We start from the raw sequence: 18,949 nt of genomic DNA on the forward strand, positions 1-18,949 counted from the left end.
AAGGAGCCGCCCATGACCTTCGTGCCGCCTCCCCTGCACCAGCCGCCGCTTTTCGACCTGACGCTCGGCGCGTTGCTCCACCAGACGGCGACCAAATTTCCCGACCAGGACGCCGTGGTCTACGTGGACCGCGACTACCGGCTCACCTGGCGGCAGTTCGACGAACTGACCGACGACCTGGCCAAGGGGCTCATGGCGCTTGGCATCGAGAAGGGCGAAAAAGTGGCGGTCTGGGCCACCAACGTCCCCTTCTGGGTGGCGCTGATGTTCGCCACGGCCAAGATGGGCGCCGTGCTGTTGACGGTCAACACCGCCTACAAGCGCAACGAACTGAAATACTTGATGACCAACTCCGAAGCGGAAAACATCTTCATCATCAACGGGTTCCGCGACTCGGACTACATCGAGATCCTCTACAGCCTCGCCCCGGAACTGCGCACCATGCAGCGCGGGGCCGTGAAAAGCGAAACCTTCCCGCACTTGAAGCGCGTGTGCTTCCTCGGCGTCGAAAAACACCGCGGCATGTACTCGATCCCCGAGATCCTGGGCCTGGCCCGCACCGTCAGCGACGAGGACCTGCGCGCAAGGCAGGCGACCTTCACCTGCCACGACGTGGTGAACATGCAGTACACCTCGGGAACCACCGGCTTTCCCAAGGGCGTCATGCTCAGCCACCACAATATCCTGAACAACGGCTACTCCATCGGCCAGCGCCAGCGCTTCACGAACAAGGACAAGCTGTGCATCCAGGTGCCGCTGTTCCACTGCTTCGGCTGCGTGCTCGCGGTCATGGCCTGCGTCAACCACGGCACGACCATGGTCTTCACCGAGGTCTTCAACCCGGTGCATTCCATGATGAGCATCGAACAGGAAAAATGCACGGCCATCTACGGCGTGCCCACGATGTTCATCGCCATGCTGGAGCACAAGCTCTTCCCGAAATTCGACTTCTCGTCGCTGCGCACCGGCATCATGGCCGGCGCGGTCTGCCCCATCCAGACCATGCGCCAGGTGACCGAGAAGATGTACATGAAAGAGATCACGAGCGTGTACGGCCTCACCGAAAGCTCGCCCGGCATGACCCAGACCGACGTGACCGACCCCTTCCACTATCGCGTCGAGGGCGTGGGCCGCGCCTTCCCCCACGTCGAGGTCAAGGTGGCCGACCCGGAAACGGGCAAGGAAGTCGAGCGTGGCAAACAGGGGGAATTGTGCTGCCGTGGCTACAACGCCATGAAGGGCTACTACAACAACCCCGAAGCCACGGCCAAGTGCATCGACGCCGACGGCTGGCTGCACTCCGGCGACCTCGGCGTCATGGACGAGTACGGCTACGTGACCATCACCGGCCGTATCAAGGACATGATCATCCGCGGCGGCGAGAACATCTATCCCCGGGAAATCGAGGAATACCTCTACACCATGCCCGGCATCGCCGACATCCAGGTGGCCGGCGTGCCGAGCCGCAAGTACGGCGAGGAAGTGGGCGCGTTCATCATCCTCAAAAAGGACGTGGAAATGACCCCCGAAGAGGTGAAGGACTTCTGCCGGGGGCAGATCGCCTGGCACAAGATTCCCAAGTACATCGCCTTCGTGGAGGAATTCCCGCTGACCACCAGCGGCAAGGTGCAGAAGTACAAACTGCGCGAGCTCGCGGCCAAGCTCTTCCCCGAAGCCATGCGCTGAGCGCGCGCATTCCAACGGATCGCAAGCGCCGCCGGGAGCCTCCCGGCGGCGCTTTTGCGTTGTTGTGCCTGGATTCTTGCCGCGTTCGCAAGAGAGGCGGAACTACAGGGCGATGGGACGCTCGAAGGCCCGGCGCAGGGGGCCGGACAGGAACCGGTCGAAGGCCAGCTGGTAGCCCACGCCGCCGAGAAGCAGTACGCCGTAGAGGAGCGACGCGCCGCAGAGGAAATGGTCGCGCACGAAACCCGGCAAGAGAGCCGTGGCGGACAGGACCGCGTCCGCGAACGCCGGGGCGTGTCGATAGAGCTGGAAGAGCAGGTAATGGTAGACGTAAACGGCGAAGGTGCCCCGGGCCGCCGTGCGCAACGCCCGCCCCAGCCGGTCCCCGGCCGGAACGAGCAGCCCCAGTGCAAGGATCAGGAAAAAGGACGTGGTCCCCAGCGCGTGGGTATCGTAGTTCACGTTTCCGGCGGCGACCAATTCTGCGTAGGCCAGGGCGTAAAGCCGCGCCGCGCAGACCGCGGCCAGGGCGACCGCGCCAACGGCCGTGGCCCAGGACCCACCCCGTCCGCGCAGCCGCGCGCCGAGGACGTAGAGCACGTCGGCCGCGGTCACGCCGAGCAGGAAAAAGGAAAAGGCCGTGGGCAAAAAACTCAGGCCGGCCAGCGTGCCCTTGAGGCGCAGCCAGGTGAAAAGGACGAGCAGGGCAAAAAGCCCGGGCAGGCGCAGCCGGCGGTAGAGCGCGGGGATGGCCGGGAAAACGAGATAGAGGACGAAGAGCACGCTGAGAAACCACAGCGTGTCGTTGTAGGCCATGGTCTCCCGGGCCCGGGCCACGCCCAGCAGCAGGAAGTTGAGGTCGTGCTCGCCCGGCCTGTGGCCGAAGACGCCGACCACCACGGCGAACGCCGCCAGGGCGGCCATGGCAAATCCCAGGTAGATGCCGAAGAAGCGGCCGAAGAAATAGTCGCGCAAATTGAAGACGCCGCGCCGGCGCGTGGCGTACCACAGGGAAAAGCCGCTCAGGGCGTAGAAGGCGAAATTGAGCGACCAGAAGGTGAGCCCGCCGGCAAAGGCCATGCGGTCGAAAAGCCCCTTCTGCCCGGCCAGGGCCGCCCGGAAGGCGGCGAATCCATCCGCTCCGGCGGGATAGGGCACGCCTGGCGCGTAGAGGCCGAGGAAATCCGGCAGGAGCATGGCGTGCCCGGTGACGATGCCGGCCATGAGCACGAGGCGCGCCACGGAAATGGCGACACTCACGCGCCGGTCGAAACCACCGCGGCCGGGATCGACCGGATTCTTCACGTCTTTTGCCATGGCCCGGCACGGGTATCATGACGGGCCGGCCTTGACCAGCCGGCCCGCAGCGCCCGTCAGAGGCAGGCGCACAAGCGCTCGAGCAGCCGCGCGAACTGCGCCGCCTCTTCCGGGGACAAGGCGCAGAGCAGTTCGCCCGTCAGGCGTTCGTGCAGGGCGTGGTGTTCGGCGAAAAGCCGCGCGCCTTCCCCGGTCAGGCCCACGCGGATGGAGCGGCGGTCGGTCTCGTGGGGCTTTCGCGCCACGTATCCGCCCCGCTCCAGGCGATCGACGAGCACGGTGAGCGAGCCGGTGGTCACGCCCATGCGCGCGGCAAGCTCGGTCATGCGCAGGTCGCCGTCCGCGCCGAGGATTTCGAGGGTGTGCATCTGCGGCAACGTCAGCCCGCTTTCGCGCACCACGCCGTGCTCCCAGGAGGAGAACTTCTCGTAGAACTCGATGAGCAGGCGGGTCAGGCGCGACGCTCCGGGCGCTTGCGCGTGTTCGGGCGTGTCCACGGCGCTTACCTCCTGCCCCCCAGGGGTGGTTCGGACGTGAAGGCGAGGCTCGCCGAGGACAGCACCACCACGACCGAGCCCACGTTGTGGAAGACGGCCGCGGCCACGGGCGAAAGCAGGCCGTACGCCCCGCCGAGGATCGCCACGGCGTTGAAGACGAGCCCCAGGCCGATGTTCACGCCGATCATGCGCACCATGCGCCGCCCCAGGTGGACCAGGAACGGCAGGCGGCCGATGTCGTCGTTGGCCAGGGCCACGTCGGCGGTCTCCAGGGCCACGTCGGAGCCGGCCGCGCCCATGGCCACGCCCACGTTGGCCCGGGCCAGGGCCGGGGCGTCGTTGACCCCGTCGCCGACAAAGAGCACCCGGCGGCCCTGCTCCTGAAACCTGGCGAGCACGTCGAGCTTGCCCGCGGGCGTCAGTTGCGCCCAGACGTCCTCGATGCCGACGCCCTTGGCCAGGGCGCGCACGGCCTTGGCGTGGTCGCCGGAAAGGATGCCGACGGTGCCGATGCCGAGCTTGCGCAGGGCGTCCACGGCGAGAAACGCCGTCTCCCGGGCCTTGTCGGCCACGCCGATGACGCCGAGGACCGCGCCTTCGCGGCGCACCACGAGCGCGGTCGCGCCGCGCTCCCGGATGTCGGCCAGGCATTCGCGCAGGGCTTCGGGCAGTTCCGCTTCGCCGCCGAGCAGCTCCGGGCTGCCGACTTCCGCGGCCTGCCCCGCCACAGTGCCGCGCACGCCAAGGCCGACGACCGTGGCCATGGCGTCCGGCGCGGCGACCGGGATGCCCTCGCGCCGGGCCTTGCCCACGATGGCCGTGGCCAGCGGATGCGTGCAGTCCTTTTCCAGGCAGGCGGCGCAGCCGATGACGTCGGCCGCGTCCTCGCCGTCCATGGGGACCACCACAGTCACGTCGGGCCGGCCGAGCGTCAGGGTGCCGGTCTTGTCGAACAGCACGGCGTCGGCGCGGGCGGCCTCCTCCAGGAACTGTCCGCCCTTGACCAGGATGCCGCGCCGGGCGGCCAGGCCCACGGCCGCGACCGTGGCCGTGGGGCCGGCCATGAGCAGCGCGCACGGGCAGCCCGCCACGAGCACGGCCACGGCGCGATCGAGGTCGCCGGTGAACATCCAGGCCAGCCCGGCAAGGCCCAGCACCGTGGGCGTGAACCACGCGGCCCAACGGTCCACGATGCGCGCCGCCCTGGGTTTGCCGGCCTCGGCCGCGACCACGAGCTTCACCACTTTGCCGAAGGTCGAGTCCTCACCCACCTTGACGGCCCGGGCCTCGACGCGTCCGGTGTAGTTGAGGGTGCCGGCCAGGATCGTGTCGCCGGGGTGGCGCTCCCGGGGCAGCGATTCGCCGGTCAGGGCCGATTCGTCCACGGCGGTCGCGCCCGAGACGATTTCCGCGTCCACGGGGATGCGCTCGCCCGGGCGCACGAGGATGCGGTCCCCGGGCTTGACGCTCGCGACCGGAACCACGCGCTCCCTGCCATCGGCGTCGAGCACGGTGGCTTCCTGCGGCGACAGGGCGGCCAGGGCTTCGATGGAGCGCCTCGCCCCGTCGCTGACGGCCTCCTCGATGAGCGCGCCGAGCGTCATGATAAAGCTCACCACGGCGGCGGTCAGCACCTCGCCCTGGGCCAGGGAGGCGAGGATGGCGATGCTGACGAGCTCGTCCACATTGACGCGGCGTTCCATGACGCCCCTGGCCGCGCCGACCACGATGGGCAGGCCGTTTACGGCCACGGAGGCAAGGCCGAGCAGGACCGACAGGGGGGACGTCCCGGATACGGGCGCGACGAGATAGGCGGCCAGGGCGAGCGCGCCGCCGGCCAGGCACAGGGTCAGTTCCTTGAGGGCGAACAGCCCCTTGTAAGCGTCGAGGCGGGAAAAACGACCGATCATGACAACTCCTGGGCGAACGTCTTGAGGACGAAGAAGCTTTAGGAGATTACTTCTTGATAGTCAAACAATTTGATCGCAAAGCTACAGCGAGCACAAAAAAAGCGCGGGAAGGCGTTGCCACCCTCCCGCGCCGCGAGACTGTCGGTTGTGGGTCCGTGTCGCGACCTCACAGAAAGCGCCTGCCTTCTCGAGGACAACACCCTTGAATAACGATTGTTCTAAAAGATACTGCCGTCTTTTTTGGGGGACGCTACAGGCCCTTTTTCGCCATGAAATCGACGAGGTCGGCCACGCGGCAGGAATAGCCCCATTCGTTGTCGTACCAGGAGAGCACTTTGACCATGTCGCCGCCCTGCACGGTGGTGTACTCGGCGTCCACGATGCTCGAATGGGCGTCGCCCTTGAAGTCCATGGACACAAGCTGCTTTTCGCAAAAGGCCAGAATGCCCTTGAGCGGCCCTTCGGCGGCTTCCTTGAGCCTGGCGCGCAGTTCCTCGGTCGTGGTCGGCTTCGCGATCTGGACCACGAAATCGACCAGGGAGACGGTCGGGGTGGGCACGCGCACGGAAAGGCCCGAGAACTTGCCCTTGAGGTCCGGGATGACGAGCGCCACGGCCTGCGCCGCGCCGGTCGAGGTCGGGATCATGTTGCAGGCCGCGGCCCGGGCCCGGCGCAGGTCCTTGTGCGGCAGGTCCAGGATGCGCTGGTCGTTGGTGTAGGAGTGGATGGTGGTCATCACGCCCTTGATGATGCCGAACTGGTCGTGGATCACCTTGGCCACCGGAGCGAGGCAGTTGGTGGTGCAGGAGGCGTTGGACAGGACATGGTGCTTGGCCGGGTCGTACTGGTCCTGGTTGACGCCGAGCACCACGGTGAGATCCTCTTCCTTGGCCGGGGCCGTGATGATGACCTTTTTCGCGCCGGCCTCGATGTGGGCCTGGCACTTGGGGCCGGTGCGGAAGATGCCGGTGGATTCGATGACCACGTCCACGCCGTACTCGGCCCAGGGCAGGCCGTGGGGATCGCGTTCGGCGAAATTCTTGATCTTCCAGTCGCCGACGACCATGACGTCGCCGTCGACCGAGGCTGCCACGGGCAGCTTGCCGTAGTTGGTGTCGTAACTGAGCAGATGGGCGTTGGTGGCCACGTCGAAGAGGTCGTTGATGGCCACGACTTCCATGTGCTCGGCATGATGCTCGAGCATGGCCTTGAGGACCTGGCGGCCGATGCGGCCGAACCCGTTGATGGCGATGCGAAGTTTGGTCATGTGCCTGCTCTCCTACTCGTGCATGGTGTAGTCGTAGGCCGTCAGGAGTTCGTAGTCGGTCTTGAGCGCCTGATGGAGCCGCGCGTTCTCGATGGCGATGGCGCTCAAATTGGCGATGGCCGTGGCGAAATCGATCTCGCTTTGCTCGAACGCGCGGATATTGCCGCAGTAGAGCCGCAGCACGCCGATGGCCCGGCCCTCGACGGTCAGCGGCAGGGCCATGACCGAGGCGATGCCCTCTTCCTTTGCCGCTTCGGGATACTGGAAGCGCGGGTCGGCGCTCGCGTCCCGGATCTGGACCACGGCCCCGGCCAGGGTTTCCTGGTCGATCTTGCTCTTGTCCACCTCGACCGGACCCTTGCGCAGGTAGCCTTTGCTCAGGCCGTACGAGGTGCTGGCGAGCAGCGTGCGGCCCTTGCGGTCGAGCAGGCGGATGGAGCAGGCCTTGGCGTCCAGGGCCTTGGCCACCTGCTCCACGATGGCCCGCAGCACGGTCACGGGCTCGAGGCTCGAATTGATGCCCTTTGCCACCTCATACAAAGTGCGGTAGTAGGCGCATTCCTTTTCGCTCATGGTTCCCTCCTGAAGGGGATGGTTGCGCGCCCGGCCCGGCGGCCGATCCGTGAACCGGGAGCCGCGATAATGCCGGGAGTTCGCGGATGCGTAATGGCGAACCGGTGCCAGCATACGTCATTTCCATGAAATGAAAAGACGCGTCCCGCCGGGGAATCGTGACCGCAGGGGCCTGCCGCCGCGCCCCGTGGGCAGGGGCTGTCCTCCCTTTTGCCATCTTGCGTCCCCGCGCCGTCAAGGGACGAGCCGCGCCGGGAGCCCCCCCCTTTACCTTCCTGCGGGTTTGCGGTAGGGGAGTCAATTTCAAAGCTGGAGCCGTGAAGACCTTAGGCCGAGGAGGGCTGCATGGACCCCAAGGACGTCGAATATTTCCGCGAACTTCTCAACAACATGCTTCAGGACATCCTCAAGAAAGGCGAGGAGACCATCGAAGACATGACGGACACCGTGGAGGTCTACGCCGACCCGGCGGACCGGGCCACGGCCGAATCCGACCGGGCCTTCACCCTGCGCCTGCGTGACCGCGAGCGCCGGTTGATCAAGAAGATCAAGGAAGCCCTGGAACGCATCGACGACGGCACCTACGGCGAATGCCTGGAGTGCGGCGAGGACATCAGCGTCGCCCGGCTCAAGGCCCGTCCCGTGACCACATTGTGCATCAAATGCAAAAGCCGCCAGGAAGCCGACGAAAACCTGCGCGGGGAATGACCGCGCCGCCTTTGCCGCTTTCTCCGCACGCCGCGCCGCAGTCCTTGAAACACATGCCCGTGTTTTTCGGAGAGGCCATCCGTCGCCAGCGTTGTTTCGCACGCGTGACACATCCGCTTGGGGACGTCGTCCCCCTCCCGCTTCGCCCCAGGCCGTGTTAGCAAGCCCCTCGACTCCCCATGGAAGCCGTCTTCTTCCGATTCCTGGCCCGCGAACTGGCCGCGCTCCTGCCCGGCTGCCGGGTGGAAAAGGTCTTTTTGCCCGCACAAAACGTCTTTTCCATGGCCCTGTACCTGCCCCCGGGGCGCGAAGCGCCGGACGGGTCCGGCAAGAAGACCGTGTACCTGCACGCCCGCTACGGCACGGGCCGTTTTTTCCTCTTTCTCTCGCCGCAAAAAACCGTACAGCCCGAGCGCGCGCCGGCCGCGGCCATGCGCCTGCGCAAACACCTTCGCGGCCGGCGCGTGGCGGGCGTGGTCGCGGACTGGCAAAACCGCCGTCTGGCCCTGGTCATGGCCGGCGAAGGCCCGCACCTGCTGCTCGACCCGAAAAGCTTTCCGCAGCTGTGCGACGCGCCCCCGCCGCCGCAGGAGGGCGAGCCCGACTGGCCGCAACCGGACGCGATCCTGTCCGACCCCGACATCTGGCGGCCCCACCCCCAGCTTTCCCCGGCGCTTCGCCGCCGCCTGGCCGCGCTGCCGCAGGAACAGGCCGCGGCCGTCTACGCCAGGCTGCGCGCGCCCGAGGCCGAAGGCTATTTTCTGGAATACGCCAAGGGCGAACCCGACGCCCTGTGGCCGGTCCGCTGGGCGGAAAAGGACAAGCCGGGCCGCGAGACGCGCGCCTTCCCGAGCGCCCTGGCCGCTGCCGCCGCCTTCGGAGAGCCCCTGGCCTTCGGCGAGGTTTCCGGCCGCCAGGATGCGCCGCAAGCGGCCGCGGCCACCGCGGCCGCGCGCCGGCTGTCCCGGGCCCTGGTCAAACTTGCCGCTGACGAGGCGCGCATGCGGGAATTTCTTGCCCGCCGGCCCCAGGCGGACCTGCTCGCCGCCAACCTGCACGCCTTGGACAAACAGGCCAAGATTCCTCACCTTTTTCTGCCAGGACCGGACGGCGTTCCCGTTGCGCTCGAACTGGACCCGTCGCTCACCGTGGTCCGGAATATGCAAAAGCTGTATGATCTCGCGGCCAAGGGCGAACGGGGCCTTGCCGCCATCGCCCGGCGTCGGCAGGACTTGCAAGGCGGGAAAAAAGACTTACAAAGTCGACAACGCGGCGCGCCCACGGCGCAACCGCCCCGCCCCGCTCCCGGCCCCTTCGAGGGCGTCGCGGCCAACGCCTACCGAACGAGCGACGGATTCCTGGTTTTACGCGGCAAGAACGCCAAGGCCGGCGAAAGCCTCCTGCGCAAGGCCAACCCGTTCGACCTGTGGTTCCACGTGGCGGGAGGGCCCGGGGCGCACGTGATCCTGCGCCGCGACCATCCGCGCCGGGAAGTGCCGCGCGAGAGCCTGCTCCAGGCCGCGGGGCTGGCGGCCCTGGCGAGCTTCGCCTCGGGCGCGGGCGCGGCCGAGGTCATGCTGGCCAAGGCCGGGGACGTGCGGCGCATCAAGGGCGCGGCAACGGGCAAGGTGGCTGTCGGCGCGCTTCTCGAAACCCTGCGCGTGGACGTGGACCCGGCGCTGGAAAACCTGCGACAGCCCGGCTGACACGCGGATTCGCTTGTCGTCGCCGCAGGGTTGTATTAGGAGCGTAACCGGGCCATGCACTGCATTTTTACCGTAACAGCGTTGTGACGCCATGATGGAAACGCCTGGGCTGACGCGGCGGCTGGAGTTCGACGACTCGGAGCTGGCCAGGGACCTTTTCGGGCCCCACAACGAAAATCTCGCCCTGATCGCCGGCAAGTCCGGGGCGCGCCTCGACACGCGGGGCAACGCCGTGGTCCTTGCCGCCGATTCCGAGGAGACGCTTGCCCACGTGGCCAACGTGCTGGTCCAGCTCTACGGCCTGCTGCGCCAGGGAAAACCCGTCTACCCGGCCGACGTGGAGCAGGCGCTGAGCGTCCTGGCCAGGGAGCCGGAGGCGAACCTCCAGCGCGTCTACCGCGAGGAGGCGCTGGCCGTCTCCCCCAAAAAGACCGTCGCTCCCCGCACCGCCACCCAGCGCGACTACCTCGCCTCCATCAGGAAAAACGATCTCGTTTTCGGCATCGGGCCGGCCGGCACGGGCAAGACCTACCTGGCCGTGGCCATGGGCGTGCATTTTCTGGTGGCCAAGCGGGTCAAGCGGCTGATCCTCACCCGCCCGGCCGTGGAGGCCGGCGAAAAGCTCGGCTTCCTGCCCGGCGACATGGTGGAGAAAATCAACCCCTACCTGCGCCCGCTCTACGACGCCTTAAACGACATGCTGGACTTCCGGAAGGTGCGGGAGATGCTCGACACCGGCGTGATCGAGGTCGCGCCGCTGGCGTTCATGCGCGGGCGCACCCTAAACGACGCGCTGATCATCCTCGACGAGGCGCAAAACACCACGCCCGAGCAGATGAAGATGTTCCTCACGCGCCTGGGACTGGGCTCCAAAGCCGTGGTCACCGGCGACGTGACGCAGATAGACCTGCCGCCCCGGTCCGTGTCCGGACTGGTGGAGGCGCGGCGGGTGCTGCGCGACGTGCGCGGCATCGATTTCATTTCCTTCAGCGACGCGGACGTCATCCGCCATCCCCTCGTGGGAAGGATCGTCAAAGCCTATGAGCGACATAGTCAACAAGGTCAAACGGAAGTTTAAGGGGCAGCCCCAGGCGGGCCACAACGGCCACGCCTTCGCGCTGCCGCCCGGCGTCGCCGGCTTCGCCTTCTTCCTGACCGCCGTTTTCGCCCTGAGCTTCGTGGCCAGGCTCGGGCTCGACAACTCGGTGAAGCTCTTCACCGCCGGCGAGATCGCCACGCAGGACGTGGCCGCCGACCAGAACCTCCAGATCGAGGATGTGGAAGCCACCAACCGCAAGCGCGAACAGGTGGCCGAATCCCAGCCCCCGGTCTTCGACGTGAGCCCCCTGCCCTACGAGGCCCTGGCCAAGACCGCCGGGGACATCGTCGCCTCCGTGCGCAACACCGGCGGCGACGACCTGGAGAAGTTGCGCTGGCAGATCGCCGAGAACCTCAACACCGACATCGGCGGCGACATCATCGAGGTCTGGCGCCAGGACGAATTCAAGGATCTGCTCGAAAAGGACGTCCTGCCCTGGCTCAAGCAGAACTACGAAGGAGGCGTCGTGGCCTCCACGGCGCTTTTCGCGCCGTATAAAAACGGCATCCTCATCCGCGACCTGCCCTCCATGATGGAGACGCTTCGCGTCGAGACCCGCGACGTCAAGGACTTGAAACAGGTCAAGGACGACCTGGAGCACCGGCTCAAGGTCTCCCTGAACAAGCCCTTCCGCCTGCGCAAGGCCGTCTACGTCCTGGTCTATCCCCTGCTCGCCCCGAACATGACCTTCAACCAGGAAACGACGCAGGCGCGCAAGCGCGAGATCACCCGCGCGGTGGAGCCGCTTTACTACATCATCAAGAAGGGCGAGGTCATCGTGCGCCAGGGCGAGCGCGTGGGCCCCATCCAGCAGCTCAAGCTGCAGGCGCTCTATTCCCACCGCAAGGGCTCGTACAACATGCTGCGCGCCTTCGGGCTCTTCGGCATGTGCCTCATGTTCCTGGCCGTGTTGACCATGTCCCTGGACAAGCCCGGCATCCGGCGCGTGCGCGACACGGACTGGGTGTTCCTCGGCGTGATTCTGCTGATCTTCGGCATGCTGGCCAAGGTGGCGGACGTGGTCACGCTGTTGCCGGGCAGCGGCGGCCTGCCCGAGGCCACGCGCTCGCTCTATTTCGCCGCGAGCCTGCCCATGGCCGGCGCGGCGGGCATCCTGGCGCTTTTCTTCTCCAAGCGCCTGTGCATCTTCGTCAGCCTCATCCTGTCGTTTCTGGCCGCCAACATGGTCTACGGCGGCATCGGCATCTTCTGCTACTATTTCGTCGGCGGCATGATCTCCATCTACCTCATGAAGCGTTCGGAGACACGCCCGCAAGTGATGCGCTCCGTGCTGCCGCTTTTCGCATCGCTTTGCATCATGTGGGGCTCGCTCAACCTCATGGATTTGAGCGACCCGGCCGTGACCGGGACGGGCCTGGCCTTCGTCGCGCTGTCCGCGTTCCTGTCGCTTCTGGCCGTGGTCGGCATCGCGCCGATCATGGAGCTCATCTTCGGCTACACGTCGCGCTTCCGCCTGATGGAGCTTTTGAACCTCGAGCAGCCCCTGCTCCAGGAGCTCATGGTCAAGGCCCCGGGCACCTACCACCATTCGCTGATCGTCTCCAACATGGTCGAGGCCGGGGCGCGGGCCATCGGCGCCAATCCGCTGCTGGCCAAGGTGGCGGCGCTCTACCACGACATCGGCAAGCTCAAGAGCCCGCATTATTTCATCGAGAACATCTCCTGCAAGGAGAACCGCCACAACAAGCTCGCGCCGTCCATGAGCGCGCTGATCCTCATCGCCCACGTGAAAAAGGGCGTGGAACTGGCCAGGGAACACCGCCTGGGCCAGCAGATCACGGACCTCATCGGCCAGCACCACGGCACCACGCTGATCGCCTACTTCCACCACAAGGCCAAGGAGCTCGCCGAGGCCAAGGGCGACGACCCCATCCGCGAGGAAGATTACCGCTATCCCGGGCCCAAGCCCCAGACCAAGGAGGCCGGCCTGATCCTTCTGGCCGACGCCATCGAGGCCTCGAGCCGCACCCTGGTCGATCCGACGCCGAGCCGCATCAAGGGGCACATCCAGAACATCGTGCGCAAGATCCACGACGAGGGCGAGCTCGACGACTGCCAGCTGACGCTCAAGGACCTGACGCTTTTAAGCGACACCTTCCAGCGCATCCTGACCGGCATCTTCCACCAGCGCATCGAGTACCCGAGCGCGAGCAAGACCACGGACCCGAAAAACGGCAAGACGCGCGAGGAGCCGCCCTGCGCCGTCACGGCCAAGGGCGCGGCGGAACACGCGGCATGATCGGCGTGGCCCCGGGGCTGCTCCATCCCGACCTGCCCTGCCGGCGGCCGGAGCTTGCCGTGCTGTGCCGGGACATCCTCGACGCCCTGGACCTCGGCGGCGGCGCTTTCGACCTGCGCGTGGTCGGTGACGGGGAGATGGCGGCGCTCAACCGCGCCCACTTGGGGCTTCCCGGCCCGACCAACGTGCTGAGCTTTCCGGCCGAAGACCCGCAGCGCCCGGACTATCTCGGGGAAATGGCCGTCAGCCTCGATACCGTGGCGCGCGAAGCCTTCCTTTACGGCCAGCCGCCCCGGGCGCACCTCGTGCGCCTGCTCGCCCACGGCTTCCTGCACCTCGCCGGTTTCGACCACGGCCCGGTCATGGAGGCGCTCACCGAACAGGCGGTGGACGCCCTCGCCCTGACGGACGCACGCCTTTCGTAGCGAGGCGGCGGCAGGCGCCGCCTCAGGCTTCCCTTTGCTCGCGCGCCGCCGCGCCGCGCCGCCACCCCGGCGCGGCCACGGCCGCGCACACCACCGCGCCCCCCACCGCCTCGAGCAGCGTGAGCCGCTCGCCAAGAAACGCCCAGGCGGCGAGCGCCGTCACCACCGGCACGGCGTTGAGCCACAGCGCGGCCCGCGTCGCGCTTAAGCGCGCCAGCGCGAAGTTGTAGCAGAGAAACGCGGCGAAGCTCGCGAGCACGGTCAGCGCCGCCAAGGCCGCCGCGCCCCGGCCGGAAAGCGGCGGCCAGCCCCGCCGCGCCAGTTCGAAGGCGCAGCCCGGGGCGAAAAGCGCCGCCCCCCAGGCCAGTTGCGCAAACGTCACGGTCCAGGCGTCCAGACGCCGGGTGAGCGCGCCGCCGAGCACCACGTACCCGGCCGTGGACACGACCGCGCCCACCATGAGCAGATCGCCGGCCAACTGCCCGCCCAGACGCAGCCCCGTGCCGCCCGCGATGACGCACCCCACGCCGACGATGGACGCCAGGATGCGCGCCAGTTCGCCAAGCCCCGGCCGGGAACGGCCGAGCGCCGCGTCGAGGCCGGCGACCGTGAGCGGAATGGTCGCGACGATGAGCGCCGCCGCCGTGGCCGTGGTCAGCACGAGCCCGCAGGTTTCAAAGGCGAAATGGCCCACGGGCTGCATCAGGGCGAGCAGGAAAAGCCTGCCGTGATCGGCCCGGGAAAGCCTTTGCGGCCGGCGGCCGGTGACGGCGTAGGCCAGGACGAAAAGCCCCGTCGCCAGGACGAACCGGAAACACACCAGGGTGAAAGGCCCCATCTCGGCCAACGCGATCTTGGTCCAGACATACGACATGCCCCAGGCGAAAAGGGTCAGGGCCAAAGCGGCCGTGACCGCAAGCTCCCTCTTGCGCACATTCCCTCCAGGCGGCCCTGCGGCCGCGCGGCGGGAGCATCGCAGACCGGACGCCCGGGGAATTGGACGAAATTGCCTTCCTTCGCGTCAGGACTGAAGGCTGCGGCGGTACTGGGCGGGCGTGGCTCCGACCTGGGGCGTGAAGGCGCGAATGAGGTGGCTCTGGTCGGCAAAGCCGGCTTCCAGGGCCACCTGGGCGGCCGGAAGGTCCGTGGCGAGCAGCGCCTTGGCCCGCTCCACGCGCAGATGGTTCTGGTAGGCATGGGGCGGCAGGCCGTATTCCCGTTTGAACAGGCGCAGCAGATGGGTCGGGCTGCGCCCGGCCAGGGCGGCGAGCGCGGCAAGGGGGACGTTTTGGCGGTAATGGGCGCGCAGGTATTCCCGCACCCTGGCCGCGGCCCCGGGTTCGCGCAAGGGGACGCGGCCGGCGCGGCGCAAAAAGAGCGGCGCAAATGCCAGGCAGACCAGGGATTCCTTGCGCAGCCGCTCGCACGGCGTCCCGAGCGTCCGGTAAAGCCCGGCGCAGCGCCGCACGAGCAGGGAATCGCGCACGAGGGGCGCGCGAAACGCCGGCTCGCCCGCGCCGCCGACGACGAGACGGATCGCTGCGGCGTCGAGCGACAAGACGAGGGAGCACAGCCGTCCGTCCGGCTCGGGATTGCAGGCATGCGGCTCGCCCGGCCCGATCAGGGCCGCTTCGCCGGCCGCGATCCGATATGTCGCCGCGCCAAGCCGGGCCCTTGTCGCGCCGGAAAGCACCAGCCCCACGCACCAGGCGTCGTGGATGTGGAGGGAGAAGGCTTGACGGCGGTAGGCGGTCAGGCGGGCTTCGAGGCCGGGCAGGTCCGGGTCGAGGCGGCGGCGCAGGATTTCCGGCGCGAAGCGCGGCGTGCGGGCGGACATGGGGCGAGCATGGCCCGCAACCCCGCCCGGGTCAAGCGCCCGGGGTATCCGGCGCGTCCGCCGTGTCGGGCAGGGCGAAGGGCACGCAAAAGCAAAACGTGCTGCCCTTGCCGGGCTTGCTTTGCACGTCGAGGTAGCCGCCCATGGCCTCGGCCACCTTGCGGGCGATGGCCAGCCCCAGGCCCGCGCCGCCGAAACGCCGCGTCATGCTGCCGTCCACCTGCCGGAACGGCTCGAAAATGCCGGGTAACGTCTCGGGCGCAAGGCCGATGCCCGTGTCCCGCACGCTGAAGGCCAAATAGACCGTGCCGCCGTCCCGGGATGCGTCGGGCACGCTACGGCAGCCCCAGCCCCGCGCGACGTCCAACTCCACCGTCCCCGCAGGCGTGAACTTGACCGCGTTGCCGACAAGCGCCGCCAGCACCCGGCGCAGCCCGCCGCCGTCGCCGAGGACCACCTCGGGAATGTCGAGGGAGATGCGGGAGACAAGGGCGAGCCCCTTGCGCCGCGCCGCGGACAGGAAGGAGTTGCACGTCCCCTGGACGATGTCCCTGATGGAGAACGGCTCGCGCCGGGGCGGCTCCCCGCCGCCGGAATCGAGGCGCGAGAAATCCAGCATGCCTTCCAGCAGGTCGACGAGGTTGCCGGCGCACTGGCGAAGCGTCCCGAGCCACTCCTGCTGTTCGGCGGAGAGTTCCGTCGCCTCCAGCATCTGGATCATGCCCATGATCCCGTTGAGCGGCGTGCGGACTTCGTGGGACATGTTGTCGGTAAATTCCCGCTTGAGCCGGTCGGCGGCCAGGGCGGCCTCTTCGGCCAGGCGGCGCTCGGTAACGTCCTCCATGATCCAGATGGAGCCGGCCTGGGGACGTTCGGGGAAAAGCACCTGGCCGATGATGCGGCACCAGAAATCCGTGCCGTCGAAACGGCGCATGAGGCGCACGGTGTCCACGCGCTCCCCGCGGCCGAGGGCGGGATAAAACTCCTCGCCGAACGCTTCGAAGGCAGCCTGATCGGGATAGAAGGCAGCCGTGGACCGCCCCACGATCCCGCCCGGGGAACTGGCGAACAGCTCGTGGAAGCGCGGATTGGCCCGGCGCACGATGCGCTCGGACACGAGGGAGATGCCGATGGGGCTGTTTTCGAAAATAAGGTTGACGGTGCGCAGCGACTCTTCCAGGGCCTTTTCGGCCTGATGGCGCTGGATGACCTGGCGGCGCAGCTCCTGGTTGATCCGGCGCAGGTCGTCGGTCGCCTCGGCCAGATCCTGGCTGCGGTCGTTGCGCAGGATGCCGGCGCCGGCCTCCAGCTGCTTCCCCGTGGTGATGTTGCGGGCCGCGCATAAGAGGCCCGCGATGCGCCCCGAGGCGTCGCGCACGGGCGTCTTGACCACCTGCAGCCACACGGCGCGGCCCATGTGGATGACCTCGTAGTCGAAGGAGGCGAAGCGGCCGGAGGACAGCACGGACAGGTCGGCCCGGCGGTGGCGGCGGGCGTTGACCCGGGGGAAGATGTCGAAGTCGCTGCGCCCGATGATCGTCTCCCGGGCAATGCCGAACAGGTCGCAGAACGCCTTGTTGACGTAGCGGTAGATGCAGGCGGCGTCCTTGAAGAAATACGGATCCGGCGACGCGTCCATGAAGGCGGCGACGAAGGCGGAATTGTCGTTGGGCGCAGGCGTGTCCGGCATCCTTATCTTCTACGTGAACTCTCCCCGCTTGGCCAGAACCGCACGCCCCCCCGGCCGCCCAAGCCCATTGCCGGCGCAGGGGAAATGTGATTAGGTCCAGCCGACCGTCATGCGGCCCACCGGGCCGCCAGGGAGAATCCATGCGCAAGGTCGTCGCCTCGTGTTTCGTCGCCGCAAGCGTGCTCGTTGCGGCCGTTTCCGCTGTTGCCGCCGAACCGGCCCCGGCCGCCCCGCCCGCCGCCGAAGCCGCCAAGCCCGCGACGCCCGCCAAGCAATCGCCCTCCACGGCCCGCTCGGACGCGGCCGAAGCGCGTTACCGCGCCTGGTCCGAGCGCGAACACGCCAAGGACGCGGTGGAATTCGCCAAGGAAAAGTCCAAGATCGAGGACAAATACAAAGGCTACGTGCGCCCCAAGCGGGACAAGAAAAACGCCAAGGGCGAAGCCGCCCCGGACAAGGCAAGCGCGACCCAGTAATCCGGCGCGAAAAAGGCCCGCCATCCCCCGGACGGCGGGCCTCGCCAGAAGACGCCCCGTGCGGGCGGCGCAGGAGCGCGGTCCTAGGACTCGAAATCGACCACCCGGCGTTCGGCCGCCACTTTCTTGATGAATTCCACAACTTCCATATGCAGGGGATGCACGGCGTAGGTTTGCAAATCCTCCTTGCTGCGGAAGGTGGTGTAAAGCACGATGTCCGTGGCCGGCACGGCGGCGAAGATATCCCCGCCCTCGGCCACCCGCATCTCCAGCACGAGCGGCACCTTGGCGGGCAGCGCCAGAAGCCGGGCCTTCATTTCCGCCGCGTTGGCGGCCTTGTCCCGGCCCTCGGCCGCGTCCTTGAGGGTCCACATGACGATATGCGTGATCATGATCCTCTCCTTGAGCGATTTCGCCGCCACACTACCCTGAATGCCGCCGGGAAACCAGGGGCGTCCCCTGCCTGTCCCGGCAACGCGCAACCCCCTTGGCGCACCGCATGCGATACCTGCTCCTGACAAGCACGGACCCCGCCGTCAACCTGGCCACGGAAGAATGGCTGCTCCGCCACGGGCAGGGCGACGTGTTCATGCTCTGGCGCAACGCGCCTTCCATCATCGTCGGGCGCAACCAGAACACGCGCGCGGAAATCAACGAGGCCTACGTGCAGGCGCACGGCATTCCCGTGGTCCGGCGCCTGACCGGCGGCGGCGCGGTCTTCCACGACCTCGGCAACGTCAACTTCACCTGCATCGGCAGCCGGCCCCCGGGCGGACAGCTGGATTTCCGGCGCTTCACCGCCCCCGTCATCGAGGCCCTGGCCGCGCTCGGGGTCACGTGCCGCTTCGACGGCCGCAACGACCTGTCCATCGACGGCAAAAAGATTTCCGGCAACGCGCAGTGCATGCACGGCAACCGCGTGCTGCACCACGGCACCCTGCTCTTTTCCGCCTCCATCACCGACCTTTCCGAAGCGCTGCGCATCAACCCGCTCAAGTACCAGGACAAGGCCGTCAAGAGCGTGGCGCGGCGCGTGACCAACATCAGCGCCTGGCTGCCGGTCCCCATGCGCGTCGAAGCGTTCATGCGGGCCGTTTTCGACCACGTGTCCGGCGGACGCGGGGAGGACGCACTACCGCTTGCGCCCGAAGAGGAAGAGGCAGTGGCCCGGCTGGCCGACGGCAAATACCGCACCTATGCCTGGAACTTCGGGCGCTCGCCGCACTACGCCTTCGCCAGGGCCGTGCGCACGCCGGGCGGCATGCTGGAAACGCACTGCGACGTCACGCAAGGCGTCATCACCGCCCTGCGCTTTTACGGCGAGTACTTCGGCGCGCGTGACGTCGCCGCCCTCGAGGCCCGGCTCGTCGGCTGCCGCCATGCGCCCGAGGCCCTGGCCGCACGCCTTGCCGGCATCGCCCTGGAAGAATACATGCACGGCATCGACGCCGCGACGCTCGTGGCGAGCTTTTTCTAGCCCCGCGCACCGCCGCGTTTC

Annotated in this window: 17 protein-coding genes; 8 read left to right on the forward strand and 9 right to left on the reverse strand. The window is 67.7% G+C overall.

The annotated features are described in order from the left end of the window. Positions 1-12 precede the first annotated feature (12 nt). Positions 13-1,686 carry an AMP-binding protein gene (locus tag Q368_RS0116295; RefSeq protein ID WP_029460119.1) on the forward strand — a complete coding sequence of 558 codons (1,674 nt, stop codon included), beginning with the start codon at positions 13-15 and terminating at the stop codon, positions 1,684-1,686. 102 nt (positions 1,687-1,788) lie between these two features. Here Q368_RS0116295 and Q368_RS0116300 read toward each other — a convergent pair whose 3' ends face one another. The 5 genes from Q368_RS0116300 to Q368_RS0116320 all read right to left on the reverse strand — a co-directional run bounded on the left by Q368_RS0116300 (position 1,789) and on the right by Q368_RS0116320 (position 7,250). Further along, entirely contained in the window at positions 1,789-3,003 is a 1,215-nt protein-coding gene (locus Q368_RS0116300) for an acyltransferase family protein (RefSeq protein ID WP_043786217.1), read from the reverse strand. 56 nt (positions 3,004-3,059) lie between these two features. After that, entirely contained in the window at positions 3,060-3,500 is a 441-nt protein-coding gene (locus tag Q368_RS0116305; protein ID WP_052360215.1) for a MarR family winged helix-turn-helix transcriptional regulator, read from the reverse strand. Between the two features lie 5 nt (positions 3,501-3,505). Continuing rightward, positions 3,506-5,410: a heavy metal translocating P-type ATPase gene (locus Q368_RS0116310; RefSeq protein ID WP_029460122.1), complete on the reverse strand. Its 1,905-nt coding sequence runs from the start codon at positions 5,408-5,410 to the stop codon at positions 3,506-3,508. A 250-nt stretch (positions 5,411-5,660) separates the two neighbouring features. Further along, a complete protein-coding gene (gap, locus tag Q368_RS0116315) occupies positions 5,661-6,677 on the reverse strand; it encodes a type I glyceraldehyde-3-phosphate dehydrogenase (RefSeq protein WP_029460123.1) in 1,017 nt (338 codons plus the stop codon). A gap of 12 nt (positions 6,678-6,689) precedes the next feature. After that, positions 6,690-7,250 (reverse strand): GAF domain-containing protein, encoded by a 561-nt coding sequence (locus Q368_RS0116320; protein WP_029460124.1) that lies wholly within the window; start codon positions 7,248-7,250, stop codon positions 6,690-6,692. Positions 7,251-7,595: 345 nt separating this feature from the next. Here Q368_RS0116320 and dksA point away from each other — a divergent pair, with 345 nt between their 5' ends. The 5 genes from dksA to ybeY all read left to right on the forward strand — a co-directional run bounded on the left by dksA (position 7,596) and on the right by ybeY (position 13,448). Further along, positions 7,596-7,958 (forward strand): RNA polymerase-binding protein DksA, encoded by a 363-nt coding sequence (gene dksA / locus Q368_RS0116325; RefSeq protein WP_029460125.1) that lies wholly within the window; start codon positions 7,596-7,598, stop codon positions 7,956-7,958. 179 nt (positions 7,959-8,137) lie between these two features. After that, a complete protein-coding gene (locus Q368_RS0116330; RefSeq protein ID WP_029460126.1) occupies positions 8,138-9,664 on the forward strand; it encodes an NFACT RNA binding domain-containing protein in 1,527 nt (508 codons plus the stop codon). A gap of 91 nt (positions 9,665-9,755) precedes the next feature. Next, on the forward strand, positions 9,756-10,742 hold the full coding sequence (locus Q368_RS0116335; RefSeq protein WP_029460127.1) for a PhoH family protein: 987 nt from the start codon (positions 9,756-9,758) through the stop codon (positions 10,740-10,742). Further along, a complete protein-coding gene (locus tag Q368_RS0116340) occupies positions 10,705-13,023 on the forward strand; it encodes an HD family phosphohydrolase (protein WP_029460128.1) in 2,319 nt (772 codons plus the stop codon). Before Q368_RS0116335 ends, Q368_RS0116340 begins: the two co-directional genes overlap by 38 nt. After that, complete coding sequence (gene ybeY, locus Q368_RS0116345) at positions 13,020-13,448, forward strand: rRNA maturation RNase YbeY (protein ID WP_029460129.1); 429 nt, start codon at positions 13,020-13,022, stop codon at positions 13,446-13,448. Before Q368_RS0116340 ends, ybeY begins: the two co-directional genes overlap by 4 nt. 22 nt (positions 13,449-13,470) lie before the next feature. Here the strand turns inward: ybeY and Q368_RS0116350 are convergent, their stop codons facing one another. From Q368_RS0116350 to Q368_RS0116360, 3 genes are all read right to left on the reverse strand, one after another. After that, entirely contained in the window at positions 13,471-14,382 is a 912-nt protein-coding gene (locus Q368_RS0116350) for a DMT family transporter (RefSeq protein WP_029460130.1), read from the reverse strand. An 87-nt stretch (positions 14,383-14,469) separates the two neighbouring features. Further along, positions 14,470-15,285: a helix-turn-helix transcriptional regulator gene (locus tag Q368_RS23305; protein ID WP_043786222.1), complete on the reverse strand. Its 816-nt coding sequence runs from the start codon at positions 15,283-15,285 to the stop codon at positions 14,470-14,472. 31 nt (positions 15,286-15,316) lie between these two features. Beyond that, positions 15,317-16,975: a PAS domain-containing sensor histidine kinase gene (locus Q368_RS0116360; RefSeq protein ID WP_029460132.1), complete on the reverse strand. Its 1,659-nt coding sequence runs from the start codon at positions 16,973-16,975 to the stop codon at positions 15,317-15,319. A 140-nt stretch (positions 16,976-17,115) separates the two neighbouring features. Here Q368_RS0116360 and Q368_RS0116365 point away from each other — a divergent pair, with 140 nt between their 5' ends. Next, positions 17,116-17,451 carry a hypothetical protein gene (locus Q368_RS0116365; protein WP_029460133.1) on the forward strand — a complete coding sequence of 112 codons (336 nt, stop codon included), beginning with the start codon at positions 17,116-17,118 and terminating at the stop codon, positions 17,449-17,451. An 83-nt stretch (positions 17,452-17,534) separates the two neighbouring features. Here the strand turns inward: Q368_RS0116365 and Q368_RS0116370 are convergent, their stop codons facing one another. After that, entirely contained in the window at positions 17,535-17,843 is a 309-nt protein-coding gene (locus Q368_RS0116370) for a Dabb family protein (RefSeq protein WP_029460134.1), read from the reverse strand. Between the two features lie 107 nt (positions 17,844-17,950). Here Q368_RS0116370 and lplA point away from each other — a divergent pair, with 107 nt between their 5' ends. After that, entirely contained in the window at positions 17,951-18,928 is a 978-nt protein-coding gene (lplA, locus tag Q368_RS0116375; RefSeq protein WP_029460135.1) for a lipoate--protein ligase, read from the forward strand. Positions 18,929-18,949 lie beyond the last annotated feature (21 nt).

Origin of the sequence: Solidesulfovibrio alcoholivorans DSM 5433, assembly GCF_000702665.1 — a bacterium.
GTDB lineage: Bacteria > Desulfobacterota > Desulfovibrionia > Desulfovibrionales > Desulfovibrionaceae > Solidesulfovibrio > Solidesulfovibrio alcoholivorans.